Source organism: Bradyrhizobium sp. GW821-FHT13H05 (assembly GCF_058804065.1).
Window position 1 is genome coordinate 155,262 of the sequence record NZ_JBXAPO010000007.1, and the last position, 13,854, is coordinate 169,115.

The 13,854-nt window shown below is 65.1% G+C and carries 14 protein-coding genes; 10 read left to right on the top strand and 4 right to left on the bottom strand.

Annotation, left to right across the window (positions count from 1 at the left end):
• Positions 1 to 88 precede the first annotated feature (88 nt).
• The 4 genes from mgtE to AC1RR3_RS22475 all read left to right on the top strand — a co-directional run bounded on the left by mgtE (position 89) and on the right by AC1RR3_RS22475 (position 4,042).
• Complete coding sequence (mgtE, locus tag AC1RR3_RS22460; RefSeq protein ID WP_492825289.1) at positions 89 to 1,510, top strand: magnesium transporter; 1,422 nt, start codon at positions 89 to 91, stop codon at positions 1,508 to 1,510.
• A gap of 207 nt (positions 1,511 to 1,717) precedes the next feature.
• Entirely contained in the window at positions 1,718 to 2,035 is a 318-nt protein-coding gene (locus AC1RR3_RS22465) for a helix-turn-helix domain-containing protein (protein WP_035968153.1), read from the top strand.
• Between the two features lie 146 nt (positions 2,036 to 2,181).
• Positions 2,182 to 3,000: an aldo/keto reductase gene (locus AC1RR3_RS22470; protein ID WP_492825290.1), complete on the top strand. Its 819-nt coding sequence runs from the start codon at positions 2,182 to 2,184 to the stop codon at positions 2,998 to 3,000.
• Between the two features lie 49 nt (positions 3,001 to 3,049).
• Positions 3,050 to 4,042, top strand: a complete 993-nt coding sequence (locus tag AC1RR3_RS22475) for a hypothetical protein (RefSeq protein WP_492825291.1) — start codon at positions 3,050 to 3,052, stop codon at positions 4,040 to 4,042.
• 410 nt (positions 4,043 to 4,452) lie between these two features.
• Here the strand turns inward: AC1RR3_RS22475 and AC1RR3_RS22480 are convergent, their stop codons facing one another.
• From AC1RR3_RS22480 to AC1RR3_RS22490, 3 genes are all read right to left on the bottom strand, one after another.
• On the bottom strand, positions 4,453 to 5,322 hold the full coding sequence (locus tag AC1RR3_RS22480; RefSeq protein WP_492825292.1) for a hypothetical protein: 870 nt from the start codon (positions 5,320 to 5,322) through the stop codon (positions 4,453 to 4,455).
• A gap of 304 nt (positions 5,323 to 5,626) precedes the next feature.
• Complete coding sequence (locus AC1RR3_RS22485; RefSeq protein ID WP_492825293.1) at positions 5,627 to 6,478, bottom strand: alpha/beta hydrolase family protein; 852 nt, start codon at positions 6,476 to 6,478, stop codon at positions 5,627 to 5,629.
• 1,085 nt (positions 6,479 to 7,563) lie between these two features.
• Positions 7,564 to 8,280: a DUF599 domain-containing protein gene (locus AC1RR3_RS22490; protein WP_492825294.1), complete on the bottom strand. Its 717-nt coding sequence runs from the start codon at positions 8,278 to 8,280 to the stop codon at positions 7,564 to 7,566.
• A 122-nt stretch (positions 8,281 to 8,402) separates the two neighbouring features.
• On the opposite strand from AC1RR3_RS22490, the gene AC1RR3_RS22495 reads away from it, so the two are divergent.
• From AC1RR3_RS22495 to AC1RR3_RS22515, 5 genes are all read left to right on the top strand, one after another.
• The gene (locus AC1RR3_RS22495; protein WP_492825295.1) at positions 8,403 to 9,065 is read left to right on the top strand and encodes a glutathione S-transferase family protein; all 663 of its coding nucleotides are present in this window, start codon (positions 8,403 to 8,405) and stop codon (positions 9,063 to 9,065) included.
• An 88-nt stretch (positions 9,066 to 9,153) separates the two neighbouring features.
• Positions 9,154 to 9,522, top strand: a complete 369-nt coding sequence (locus AC1RR3_RS22500) for a YidB family protein (RefSeq protein WP_492825296.1) — start codon at positions 9,154 to 9,156, stop codon at positions 9,520 to 9,522.
• Between the two features lie 187 nt (positions 9,523 to 9,709).
• Positions 9,710 to 9,913, top strand: a complete 204-nt coding sequence (locus AC1RR3_RS22505) for a hypothetical protein (RefSeq protein ID WP_492825297.1) — start codon at positions 9,710 to 9,712, stop codon at positions 9,911 to 9,913.
• Between the two features lie 155 nt (positions 9,914 to 10,068).
• On the top strand, positions 10,069 to 11,064 hold the full coding sequence (locus tag AC1RR3_RS22510; RefSeq protein WP_492825298.1) for a hypothetical protein: 996 nt from the start codon (positions 10,069 to 10,071) through the stop codon (positions 11,062 to 11,064).
• 42 nt (positions 11,065 to 11,106) lie between these two features.
• Positions 11,107 to 11,547 (top strand): DUF1489 family protein, encoded by a 441-nt coding sequence (locus AC1RR3_RS22515; RefSeq protein ID WP_008143295.1) that lies wholly within the window; start codon positions 11,107 to 11,109, stop codon positions 11,545 to 11,547.
• On the opposite strand, the gene panC is transcribed toward AC1RR3_RS22515, so the two are convergent.
• Positions 11,544 to 12,395, bottom strand: coding sequence for a pantoate--beta-alanine ligase (panC, locus tag AC1RR3_RS22520; protein ID WP_492825299.1), 852 nt, complete (start codon positions 12,393 to 12,395; stop codon positions 11,544 to 11,546). The genes AC1RR3_RS22515 and panC overlap by 4 nt on opposite strands.
• A gap of 283 nt (positions 12,396 to 12,678) precedes the next feature.
• Between panC and AC1RR3_RS22525 the strand changes: the two genes are divergently transcribed.
• Complete coding sequence (locus tag AC1RR3_RS22525; protein ID WP_492825300.1) at positions 12,679 to 13,602, top strand: division plane positioning ATPase MipZ; 924 nt, start codon at positions 12,679 to 12,681, stop codon at positions 13,600 to 13,602.
• Positions 13,603 to 13,854 lie beyond the last annotated feature (252 nt).

Genomic DNA, 13,854 nt, shown 5'->3' on the forward strand with positions numbered 1-13,854 from the left:
GCCATTGCGCTCGCAGTTGCCTTGTGGGTATTGCCTGAGCCGTTAGCTCAGACCACCTGATCCAACCTGTCAAACGGCGAGGCGCACCATGGATGATCATATGGACGGTGCCCCAACCGCTGTGGATTCGGTACTCGACCACGTGCCGATGCGCAATGAAGACGGCGATATCAGGCACGAATTCGTCGAGGAAATCGCGCGCGCGATCGAGGCCGGCGACAGCGCGGCGCTGCGCGCCTGCGTCGCCGAGCTGCACGAGGCCGATCTCGGCGACCTGATCGGAGCCCTCGAGCCCGACGACCGCGTCCGCCTGGTCGAGCTCACGGGCCGTGACTTCGACTTCTCGGCGCTGAACGAGGTCGACGAGACCGTCCGCGACGAGATCCTCGACGAGCTGCCGCCGGAGACGGTGGCCGAAGGCGTCCGTGAGCTCGAATCCGACGACGCGGTCGAGCTCTTGGAAACCCTCGACGAGGACGAGCAGGAGGAGATCCTCGATAAGCTGCCGTTGCAGGAGCGCGTCGCGCTCGAGCGCAGCCTGCTGTATCCGGAAAATTCCGCCGGCCGGCGGATGCAGACCGAGTTCATCGCGGTGCCCCAGGATTTCACCGTGGGCCAGGCGATCGACTACATGCGCGATACGCCCGATCTGCCCGACCGCTTCTACGAGATCTATGTCGTCGACAAGGATCAGCATTGGCAGGGCGCGGTCTCGCTCGACGTGCTGCTCCGCGCCCGCCGCCCGGTGGCGCTTGCGGAACTGACTGACGAGGATCGCCGCCGCGTCTCCGTCCTGGAGGACCAGGAGGAGGTGGCGCGCATGTTCGGCAAGTACAATCTGGTCGCAGCCCCCGTGCTCGACACCCAGGACCGGCTGGTCGGCGTCATCACCGTCGACGACGTCGTCGACGTGATCGAGGAAGAGGCGGACGAGGACCTGAAGGCGCTGGGCGGCGTCACCAGCGACGAAGAACTCTCCGACACCGTGTTCACCATTGCGCGCGCGCGGTTCAACTGGCTGCTGGTCAATCTCGCCACCGCCTTCCTGGCATCCTCCGTGCTCGGCCTGTTCGAGGGCCAGCTCGAGAAGATGGTTGCGCTTGCGGTGCTGGCACCGATCGTGGCGAGCCAGGGCGGCAATGCCGCGACCCAGACCATGACAGTGGCGGTGCGGGCGCTGGCGACGCGCGAGCTCGGCGCCTCCAATGCCTGGCGCGTGGTGATGCGCGAGGCCACGGTCGGTCTCGTCAACGGGCTCGCCTTTGCCGTGATCACCGGCATCGCCGCGGTGGTCTGGTTCCGGATCCCGGGCCTCGGCATCGTCATCGGGCTCGCGATCATCTGCAACCTCGTCGCCGGCGCGCTCGGCGGCATCCTGATCCCGATGGCGCTCGAACGGGTCAGGGCCGATCCGGCGGTGGCGTCGGGCACCTTCGTCACCACGGTGACCGACGTGGTCGGCTTCTTCTCCTTCCTCGGCATTGCGACGCTGTGGTTCGGGTTGAGGTAGGTAGGCGGCGCACGCTCTCTCGTGTCCCGGGCGCGCAGCGCTGCTGCGCTGAACCGGGACCCATAAAGCGGCACGGTATTGCGGCGAGATGGGCCCCGGCTCTGCGGCGCACCGCCGAAGTGGCGCTGCGCCGCGTCCGGGGCACGAGACCATCATCTTTAATCCGAACTTAAGCGACCTGCCGCATCATCACCCGCGCTTGGGGGAATGGACATGCGGTTGCGGCTGAAGGCGGACGGACGGGTCGTTGAGTTGCGGGACGGACAAGAATTTCCGGTCCAGCCGCACCCGGTTGAGCCCATGGTCAATGCCGCGCCGGCCGACACGAACTCGCTCGCGGTGCGCGATCTGCGCCGCCGCGCCTGCCTGACCCAGATGGAGTTCGCCGCAAAACTCGGCGTTCCCGTCGAGACCATCCGCAATTGGGAGCAGGGCAAGCGCGCCCCGCGGGGACCGGCCCGCGCGCTGCTCGCGGTGATCGCGCATGCGCCCGACACCGTGTTCCAGGCGCTCGCCAAAGCCTGAGCCAAAGCCTGACATCACGGCCCCCCGCACACCTCCCGTTAGCATTGCGCTGAATATCCGGCCGAACCGCCAGCGGCGTCCGTTGGCAGTGCCACGGGCCGGGTCCATAATGGCGTTCGGGGCTGCCGCAACAGAGAGGATTCCTCATGCTGTTCGTCGAGGCCAATGGCGCAAGGATCCCGGCGATCGGGCTGGGGACCTGGGAGTTGAGCGGGCGGCCTGCCGCGCGCGTGGTCGAGCAGGCGCTGCGGCTCGGCTATCGCCACATCGACACCGCACAGGTCTATGACAATGAGCGCGAGGTCGGCGACGGCCTGCGCGCCTCCGGCGTGCGCCGCGACGACGTTTTCCTCACCACCAAGGTCTGGACCAATCATTTCGCCCCCAATGATCTCGAGCGCTCGGTCAAGGAGAGCCTGGCGCGCTTGCGGCTGCCCTCCGTCGACCTGCTGCTGCTGCACTGGCCCAATCCGCACGTGCCGCTGGCGGAGACGCTTGGCGCGCTGTCGCATGCCAAGCGCATGGGGCTGACCCGCCATATCGGCGTCTCCAACTTCACGGTGGCGCTGATCGAGCAGGCGGTCGCGCTGTCGGGCGAGCCGCTGGTCTGCAACCAGGTCGAATACCATCCCTATCTCGACCAGGTGAAGGTGAGGGCGGCCTGCGACCAGCACGGTCTCGCACTGGTCGCCTACAGCCCGATCGCCCGGGGGCGCATCAAGTCCGACCAGACGCTTGCGGCAATCGGGCGCGCCCATCGCAAGACGCCGGCGCAAATCTGCCTGCGCTGGCTGGTGCAACAGAATATTGCTGCGATCCCGCGGACCTCGCGCGTCGAGCGCCTGTCGGAAAACATCGATATCTTCGATTTCGAGCTCTCGGCCGACGAGATGGCGGAGATTGCCGCGCTGGCTAATCCCAAGGGCCGCCTGACCGATTTCGGCTTCGCGCCAAAATGGGATTGAGGGGCCGTTCCGGTATGCTAGGAGCAGGGCGGCAACCCAAGACCGGGCGATGGAACTGCGGACAATCATACGGACGGACATTGCAGCGTCGGCGATCGCTCATCTGACGCTGGTCGCGCTGATCATCGTGATCAGCGAAGTCCGTCCATTCCATGCCGCGCCGACCGAAACCGTGACGGTCGACATCGTCACGCCGGAGCAGGTCAAGCAGCAGGAGATGAAGGCGGAGGAGGCCGCAAAGGAGAAGGCCCCGGAGCCGACCCCGACCCCCGAGCTGAGACTGCCGAAGCTGGATGTCACAGACAAGGACAAGGCGGAGGCAGCAGTGAAGCCTGCGGCCAAGAAGGCCGCCTCCCAACCCTCGCCCGAAGCGCAGAAGCAGCCGGAGCCTCCACAGCCGCCAAAGCAGCGCGAGTCCACCGCGCAGCCGCAAGCTCAACAGCCGCCGCCGCAATCACAAGAGCAGCAACAACCTCAGCAGCAGCAACAGCCGCCGCAATCGCAATTGCCCCCGCAACAGCCGCCCCCGCAACAGCAGCCGCCTCAGCCGGCGCAGCAGCCTCCGCAACAAGCGATGTCACAGCCGCAGGCGCCGCCGCCGGCCTATCAGGCTCCCGAGCCCGACGTCACCGTCAAATACGGCGTGATGCTGGGCCTGCCGCCTGAACTGCCGGTCGAGCCGAAGGACGCACCTAAGGATGACGGCGGCGATGCCAAGGATTCGATCGGCGCCAAGCTGCCGCCCGAGGTCATCGCCGAGCTTCGCCGGCGCTTGCGCAGCTGCGCAAAATTGCCGGCCGGTGTCGCGCCGACCGACCCGGTGCGCATCAAGCTGCGCGCGGTGTTTGCCACCGACGGCACGCTGGCGCGTCCGCCGATCCTGATCGAAGCCCCGCCATCCGTGAAGGGCGTGGCCATCGTGAAGTCGGCGACGAGCGCGCTGCAGGCCTGTCAGCCCTACAAGATGCTGCCTGTGGACAAATACGAGGAATGGAAGGTGCTGGACCTGCCGTTCACACCGGGGGATTTTGGCGGGTCGTGACGCCTGCACCGCGTCGCACGTTGAGACTGGCTACTTCTGGAACTGCAGCTCAAAGCCGCGCACCGGCACGAGACATGCCGCGCAATACTCGACCCGCACCCGGGCATCGTTCGTGCAGGGTTGGCCCACGCCCATCAGGAAGCGCATCGGCGTGATGAAGAAGCTGGAGGACTCCACCCGGCAAGAGGGCCTGCGACTTCAGTTCGGTCGTGAGCGCGTGGAGCATCAGGAAATGGCGAGAGGTGTCGGTATAGCCGGCAGAAATATCCCACGTAAATCGCCGCGAGTATGCGGGGATTGGCAGAGCGGGGGCGAAACGCATCCCCTGAGCCACGAGAGCAATAGCAAGTCGGATGTTTTGGACGCGAGGATTGCGTGCCTGAGGCATCAGGCCGGTCGGCAAGAGCGTGTCACTTCGCCGGATATGCAGTCAACGTTTCGAGGGTTTGGCCTGGATGTGGGTACAGAAAATTGTTCAACCCAAAAGGCAGGAGCATCCCCTCCGGCCGCCCACCGACGAAGTATATGCCATTCTCATCGGGCGTCGTCGTCTCGGGGAAAACAGTGCCCAGTGGCTGGTAGTGCGGATCGTGCCCGAACACAGCCGTGACGGCCGCATCGACAAACCAGCAGAGATCGGGGTCAGTCTTGCGCAAGTGCGTGTCCTGGATGAGGACGGCGTGGACCCGATCCTTCACGAAGGAGAGGGATGCGAGATCGCGCACCACAGTCTGAAAGATATGCGATCCGTCATGGTGAAAAACGGCGTTGCGGAACGTCGGATCGTCCTGGACGGCCTTGATGTAGTTGGGCAACTCCCCGAAGAACAGGTTTACGCGATCCAGGGCTTCGGGAAAGGTCAACCGAATGCGATGATAGGTGGCGGCCATGCGTGCCGGGACGACTTCGATCAGATCCAGCCGGAAGTCGAAGGCGACGGCACATCCGGCGAGCAGAACCGAGAGGCCACCCTCAAACGTGCCGCACTCGGCAACGCGGTCTACGACGCCGACGTTCGAGCGAAGAAACTCGAAGACGTCCCAGTAATGCTTCTCGGTGCATTGATCACTGACTGGATATGGGTAGGCGTTGATCCGCTCGGCGATCGTATTCCAGACCTTGTTCTGCGTGCTGGTGTTGCGGCGCTGACGAACGGGGCGAAACTTGGCGCCGACCTCCTGACCCGGATCTATGCCATCCGGCGTCGGAGCCGGATGGGGGACAAAGTGACCCCAGCCGTCCATTGCAGCGTACGGCGCGCAGAAATCGTTTCGAAACATGTCTGTCCTCGAATGAGCGGCTGGCCGACCTAAGCGTATTCATGGATGATTACCAGCCCGCCTGCGCCATTGCCGCCGGCGTTCATTCTCAGGTTTGTCAGGTGGGCTTTGGTGGTTGGAAGCAATCAGAAGATGCCGTATGCGATCGAACGGTCAATGACATAATCGCTATGATTGTGCTTCAGTCTGTGTCTTGATGGCGGATAGAAATATTTCTACATGCAATCGTGCTCTGGCCCACGGGATTGCAAGAAGAAGCAGGCAGGCGATCGCGGCGTCCAACGACGATCGTAATATGAGCGACTTACGTGCCGTGGTCCGCGAGCCAAATGAAGGCGGCCAGAATTCCCGGCAGTTGCAGGTCATGGCGAAGCTTGCCGGCTGCCGGCAGCAGGCGATGGTCCACGGTGACGCCGACCCTGCGCAGCGCCTCGACATAGGCTGTCTGAACCGACGTCGAGACGCGCTGATCCTGCGGGTCGGTCAGCACGATGATCGCTTGCGGGGGATGGCGTGCGACCTCCGCGACATGGTCGATCGGGTCGAGAAAGTCGCTATGGCCGGTGATGTCGGCGGTCCAGCCGTTCTCGCGGTTGCGCTGCGCCACCGCCGTGTTTCCCGACGTGATCACCGCGCAACCGATGTCATCGCGGCGCGCGATCAATGCGGCCACCAGATGGCCGCCGCCGGACTGACCGACGAGATTGAGGCGGCGCCAGCCGAAATGCGCCTTGAGCCGGGTGAGCGCCGCATCGACCAGCGCGACCTCGCGCGGCCGCCGCCGGTCGAGATGGTGACCCGAGGAGCCCAGGATGCCCGGGCGCGCCAGGTGGACATAGGGGCGATGGAAGGTCGCGCTCAGCTGCTCGGTCAGCGCCTGCACGTCGTAGGCTGTCGCTGCGACGTACCACGCGTTGGCGACGACCCCGTCGTCGCGCTTCTCCACGGCGTCACCGCGCAGGAAGATGACGGGATCGGCCGGCGCTCCTTCCGGCGCGGCGCCATAGAAGGCGAGAACGTCGGGCTTGCCGTCGACCTCGACGCGCACGCGTCCCGGACCGTCGTCGTCGGATGCGGAGCATTCGATGCCACGCACCACGTCCTCCCCGGAGAAGGGCGTGGTTGGCAGATCCGCAAGCTTTGCAAAGCTGATCATGGTTGGATTTTTCGAGGAAACTCGCACTCGATGTCAAGTCGCGCCTGAGTGATCGTTGTCACGCAGGTGGCGTGAATCTGATCCAACAAAATAGGCTGTTAACCCGACGGGCAAAACACCGCGCATATGCCGTCAAGCCATCCGCGCAAAAATATTCCACTTTACCGAAATTCGGAAATGGCGTATGTGTCGCCCATCCCGGCTCATCCTTGAGGGGCGATCGTACGTCGTCACGATATGCGAGCCGGGTTGCGGTGGACGCGGCAGCGTCGTGCGCGAGAGGGTGCGGGCAGGGCGGGTAGTCCCTGTGAGCCCGTGGCCACGTGCGGACGAGCGGCGCTGAAGTCCGGCGAAGCCTCTTGGCGAAGCCGGATGAGCTGCGTACGGCAAAACCGTGTGGTCCTGGCCGTCGTTGCTACGGTCAAGTCTTCGCGAAGGTGCGAGCGAGCCCAACCGGGCAGACTGCATCATCCAATTCGCGAGGCGAGGGAGGCCAGAAGGAAAGTTCGGCTCCCGGGAGAGCACGGCATAAGCCGTCCAACCATCGCGCAGGGAAGGCCGAGTGATTGGCACCACCTGTATGCTGCTGTGCGGTTTTCCTGCGTGTGCTTTTCGCGCAGCGGACCGCGGGTGCGAGGTCAGCACCCGGCCTTCCCTGCGCCCTCTTGGTTCAAGAGGGTGGCGTGACCAGGCAAAGCTCGGGCGAAATGCGCCGCGAGGATGCGAAGGCGTGTCTGCGGCTACACACTCGCTGTCATCGCCCGGCTTGACCGGGCGATCCAGTACTCCGAGACGGTCATGATTGAACCGAGAGGCTGCGGCGTATTGGATTCCCCGCTCCAGTGCGCAATTGCGCACAAGGCGGGGAATGACAGTGGTGTTTGGAGAACGAAGCCGTCACCTCATACTCCGTCATTGCGAGCGCTACACTCCGCTCTCGTGCCCCGGACGCAGCGCAGCGTCCCTTCGACGGTGCGCTGCAGAGCCGGGGCCCATGTCTCCGAGAACAATCCGGGCGGCCTTATGGGTCCCGGTTCTGCGCAGCAACGCTACGCGTTGCAGCGCGCCCGGGACACGAGAGCACATCAATGCCCGCGCCTCCGCATCCCCTCATCCGCCACCACCTCCGGCGCCATCGCCGCCCAGGCGCTGGATGCGAACTGCCGGCGCCACGTCACGATCACCACGGCTGCGGTGGTCACGAACAGCACCCAGGGGCTGACGAACCAGCCGAGATAGCCGAGCGCGAAGAAGAAGGCGCGCTGGCCGCGGTTGAAATGGCGACCGGCGGATTCGAACAGGCGCGTGGTGCGCATGACGTGGGCTTCGGCTTGCGGCGTATCGCGTTGCGAAGCCGGCGGCATGCCGCCGTAGAGGATCGCGACATAGTTGAACAGGCGATAGGCCCAGGCGAACTTGAAGAAGGCATAGACGCAGATCAGCACGAGGCCGACGCATTTCAGCTCCCACATCGCGGGCGAGGTGCTGAGGTCGATCGGCAGCTTGCTCAGGATCGTGATGGCGTCGTTGGTGGCATGCAGCAGCGCCAGCGCGCCGCCGAGCGCGAACAGGCTGGTGGAGGCGAAGAAGGCGGTGCCGTTCTGGAGCGAGGCCATGATCTGCATGTCGACCATGCGGGCCTCGCGGTCGAGCAGGCGGCGGACCCAGACCTCGCGATAGCGGTTCATGCGCGCCGACAGGCTGTCGCGGCCATAGGCCGCGTGTTCCAGCGTCAGACCATAGACCAGCCATTCCATGATGAAGAAGCCGACGGCGGTGATGTCGACCCAGTGCCTGCTCATGTCTGTCTCCTCGCGAGCACCGAAACGATTGCCACGCATGCCCGATGGCGGCAACGATTGATTGGCGGCAGTGGATGGCGCTAAAAGCAGCCGCACATTCGGACTCGGGAAGGACCAGTGACATGGCTGCTCTCAAACTTGCCATCGGTAACAAGAACTACTCGTCATGGTCGATGCGGCCCTGGCTCGCGCTGCGCGCGAGCGACATCCCGTTCGTGGAGACCGTGATCCCGCTCTATACCGACAATCCCGCCGACAAGGAGCAGATCCTGTCCTTCAGCCGCGCCGGCAAGGTGCCCGTGCTGGTCGACCGCGACATCACGGTGTGGGATTCGCTCGCCATCATCGAATACATCGCGGAGCGCTACCCGGAAGCGAAGCTGTGGCCCGACGATGCGGCGGCCCGCGCCCATGCCCGTTCGGTCTGCGCCGAGATGCATTCCGGCTTCGTGCCCCTGCGCAGTGAGTGCGGCATGAACCTGCATCGGCCGATCCGCCCCGTGGCGCTGTCGGCGGACGCCAAGGCCAATGTCGCGCGCATCGAGGAGATCTGGCGCGAGTGCCGGGCGCGCCACGGCGCCAACGGGCCGTTCCTGTTCGGCCGCTTCGGGGCTGCGGACGCCATGTATGCGCCGGTCGTGCACCGCTTCCGCACCTATGCGATCGAAGTGGCGCCGGATACGAAAGCCTACATGGAGACGATGATGGCGCTGCCGGCATTCCAGGAATGGACCCGCGAGGGGCTTGCCGAAACGCTTCGCATCGCGAAGTTCGAGGACGCGTGAGCGAGAAAGTGATTGGGCGCGGCTTGACGGTGCGCCGCATGGCAGCGCTCAATCACGATGGAGCCAAGGCTTGGGAGAGGGCACTGCCATGGGAATTCTGGATTCACTGGAAAACAATCCCGCGCTGCGCAGCGCACTCGGCCAGCTCGGCGCCGCCGTGCTGCCGGCCGTGCTGAGCGAGGTGCTCGGCAGCAACAATCAGGGCGGCCTCAGCGCGATCGTCGCAAAGCTCCAGCAGGCGGGTTTGGGCGAGCAGGTCAAATCCTGGCTCGGCAACGGCCAGAACCTGCCGATTTCGGCCGACCAGCTTCGCGCCGTGCTCGGCAACGACACCGTCCGCCAGCTCGCCGCGCGCTACAACATCCCGGTCGACCAGCTCGGCCAGATCCTGGCCCAGGAACTGCCCAAGGCGGTGGACCAGGCCAGCCCGGAGGGCCATCTGCCCCATGCCGCCTGAGGGGCGGTTCCAGCGGTATTACCGGCGGGCTTTGTTCCCGTTATCGCCCTGAAAAGACTTCAAAATTGGTGTGTTTGCCATGCTCGCATGAGGCTGGCCAAAAACGCCGCATGCGTGCTATACAACGGCTGGGTTTCCGGCCGGCCATCGCAGTGGGACCATGGGCGAGGCAGGCGTTGTTTGAGTAATGGAGAGGGTGTTGAAGCACAAATTCCCCGTTGGAACGCGCGTATTGTTCACGGCCAGCAACGTCGCGCGCCCGGCTGCCAGCGGCTCGTATGAGATCATTCGCCTGCTGCCGACCGATGGCGACGACTGCCAGTACCGGATCAAGAGCTCGACTGAAGCCTTCGAACGCGTCGCCAAGGAAAGCCAGCTCGCACAATCCTGACGGGTCACGGCACTGCGCATTGACGTTGCGGACGAATTCACTCGCTCGCCGTCAAAAGGCCCGCTTCACCTTCAAAAGGTGAGCCGGGGGCAGTTGCCGACTCGTGGTGCTTGCTTTGACCAATCGCTCTCTGCTCGCGTGAGGGGACGTCGCGCATGAACTGGGCATGGGCCTCGTCGCTCGACCAAATCTGGCGCTCGCCGGCCTTTCCGATGTGGATGACGCTGGCAGCTGCCGGCTTCTTCGGATTGATCCTGCTGATCACGCTGCTGCGTGCCGAGAAATCGGTCGCCAACGGCGCGCTGACCGTCATCACGCTGCTGGCCATCGGCATCGCCGTGGCCGCCACCATGCGCGTCTATGGACCGCTGGGGCACGACTCCTCGACTGAAGCGCGTGCGCAGGCCACGGTGACGGCGAGCCTGCCGGCGCTGTCCTGCCTTGACGATCTCGCCGGTGATGCCGTGGCCATTGGTTGCGAAAAAGCACTGTTCGGCGCGCCCGACACGGCTGCTGCTGCCGTCGCCTACACCGCCGCCAGGATCGACCGCCTGACCGCACTCGGCGATGCCGCGACCGCCGACAAGAGCCTGACGCTCGACATGAAGGTGCTGCGCAAATCACTGGAGCACGATCGCTACGGCCTCGTCGCGCAGGTGCTGGTCGCCCGCGACGGCTGCACGCAGTTCGATTGCGCCGCCTTCCGCTCGCTGACCGATCAGCAGCAGGTCGCCGCCAACATGGATTCCCATCTCTACGATCAACTGGTCGCGCGCTATGCGCCGAGCTGGAATGCTCCCGCCGCGGCTCCGGCGGCGCTGCCGCCGATGGGTCCGCTCGCCGGGCTGCCGCCGTCGATGCCGACGGGCAAGCCGACCAATGCCGAGTTCCCGAGTGCTTCGTCGACGCCTCCGGTCAGCATCATGAATCCCGAGCCGCCCACGGCTGCGACGCGTCAGGCGGCGCCTGCCGCCAACGCTGCGCCGGCGGCGCCGCGCGCGCCGGCCGCAACCTCGGCGCAGGCCGCAGCTCCTGCGGCACCGGCCGCCAAGAAGCCACCGGCGCCCAAGGCTGCGCGCGCACCGGCAGCTGCGCCGGTTCCGCTGGCGCCGCCGCCGGCCTCAGCTCCCGCGGCTGCGGATAACGAATAGTTCGGCTTTGAAAACCTGCAGCCGGCCCGCTAATGCTGGGGCATGCCACTCCATCTGATCAAGCTTGCCGTCGGCTGCGACTCCGTCAAGGAATTGAAGGAGTGGGTGGCCGAGCGGATGCAGACCGCCAAGAAGAAGGGTCTGCCGCAACATCACATCCACATCACCCGCATGGTGCCCAAGCGCGATGCCGAGATCCTCGCGGGCGGGTCGCTCTACTGGGTCATCAAGGGCGAGGTCGCCGCGCGCGAGAAGATCATCGGCATCGAGCCGTTCCGCGACAAGGACGGCATCGGACGTTGCCGGATCGTGATGCAGCCGAAGGTGATCTCGGTGTCGCCGCGGCCGATGCGCCCGTTCCAGGGCTGGCGCTATCTCGCCGATGATTCCGTGCCGCCCGATCTCGGCAAGTCCGCCGCCGGCTCGATCGCGGCGATGCCGGAGCCGATGCGGCGCGAGCTGCGCGATCTCGGGTTGCTCTAGACCGCGATATTGTCGATCAACCGCGTCGTACCGAGCTTGGCTGCGACCAGGATCCGCAACGGCCCGTCCTTGCGCGAGGTGACCGGTGCCAGCGTCTCGGCGTGGCGGGCCTCGAAATAGTCGAGGGCGAAGCCGGCGGCCGTGATCGTCTCGGCGCCGCGCGCCATTGCGGGCGCGATGGCTTCACCCGCCTTGATCCGCCCGGCGCTGTCCTTCATGGCGCGGTAGAGCGTGGTCGCGGTCTGCCGCTCCTCCGCCGACAGGTAGACGTTGCGCGAGGACATCGCGAGCCCGTCGCGCTCGCGCACGGTGCGGGAGCCGATCACCTTGACGCCGAGATCGAGATCGCGCGCCATCTGCGTCACCACTCGCAATTGCTGAAAGTCTTTCTCGCCGAAGATCGCAAAATCCGGCCTGCACTGCGTGAACAGCTTGCCGACCACGGTGGCGACGCCGCCGAAGAAGTGCGGCCGGAAGCGGTCCTCGAGGCCGGCCAGCGCCGGCCCCTCCGGCACGATGCGGGTCGCAAAGCCCTCCGGATACATCGCCTCGATGCCAGGGTGCCAGACGATGTCGACGTTCTCGGCGGCGAGCTTGGCGATGTCGGACTTCCAGGTTCGCGGATAGGCGCCAAAATCCTCGGTCGGGGCGAACTGGGTCGGGTTGACGAAGATCGACACCACGACGCGGCTGGCGCGGCGCTTGGCGAGGCGCACCAGCGACACATGGCCGTCATGGAGCGCCCCCATGGTCGGGACCAGCGCGATCGTGGCCTTTCGCTTGCGAAGATTGTCGACGGCGCGCCGCAAGGCGGGGACCGTGCGGGCGATCAAGGGGCTGCGTGACATCAGGGCTCGAAGGTTGGGATTGGGAGCCGGGCGCGTCCCGGCGCCCGGCCGGCTAACCTTAACAAGCGGCGGTCGTGGACGCCATGCATCCGGATGCGGCACAGCATCCCGCGCGAAGCTGCGCACGATGTCGCGACATTGTGGGCTGGATCACAGACGTACATCGAGGCCGCGATTCATGATGAAGCACGGCGCAGTGCGATTTGCATTTACTGTCACGCATTTCACTTGACCGCAGACGCGGCCAACTCGAAGATATTCGTCAGGGGTTTTGAGGATCACTATGCTTGTGCAGGCTAGCCAAGGCCAATCCGGCTCGGCGCATGTGGTCGTGCTCGGCAACGAGAAGGGCGGCTCCGGCAAATCGACCACCGCCTTGCACATCGCGGTCGCGCTCCTGAAGGCCGGTCAGCGCGTCGCGACCATCGACCTCGACTGCCGCCAGCAGAGCTTCACCCACTACATCAACAACCGCGCTGCCTGGGCCCGCCGCACCAAGCTCGACCTCGAGCTGCCGGTGCATCGCTGCATCAAGCTCGGCGAGACCATGCAGATTGCCGAGAACGAGAACTCCGAGTTCCAGCAGTTCATGGAGGCGGTCTCGGCGGTCGAGAGCAGCTTTGACTTCATCGTCATCGATACACCCGGCACGGACAGCTATTTGATGCGCCTTGCGCACTCGATGGCGGACACGCTGGTGACGCCGATCAACGACAGCTTCCTTGACTTCGACGTGCTCGGAACCGTCGATCCCGCCAACTACGCGGTCACAGGCGAGAGCCATTACGCCGAGATGGTGCGGGATGTCAGGCGCAAGCGCCGCCAGCTTGACGGCTCGACCACCGATTGGATCGTGGTGCGCAACCGCCTGTCGATGCTCGGCTCCCGCAACAAGCAGCTTGTCGCCGACGGGCTGAAGGATTTGTCGCTACGGCTCGGCTTCCGCTACGTCGACGGCTTCGCCGAGCGCGTCGTCTATCGCGAATTCTTCCCGCGCGGCCTGACCGCGCTCGACGAGATCGACGAGGCCACGCTCGGCATGCGGCCCAATCTTGGCCATCTCACTGCGCGCGAAGAGGTGACGAGCCTGCTGCGCCAGCTCAAGCTGCCGCTCGACGAGCGCGGCCGCCGCCGTGCGGCAAATCGCGCCGAGTGGTTCAGCCAGGTCGACAAGCCGCTCGAGGTCCACGACATCCTCGGCGCCTGACGCGGCGGTATATCGCTACTTCCAGTCGATCCAAGCGGCCGGTTCCCGCGGGAACTGAGTCTTCGCTCAGTCGTTTTCATCCCACGTTTACTGCGAAATTGAACCCAATCGAGACCGGTTGCGTCGGATGGTGACCTGCACCCTGACGTAGCGGTATGGGAATGTGATGCCCAAGAAACGTGTGCGGCGCACAACGAAAGGGCTGATGGTTCACAATATTTAGCCTTCCTGTCACGCGCCTGTGACATATAT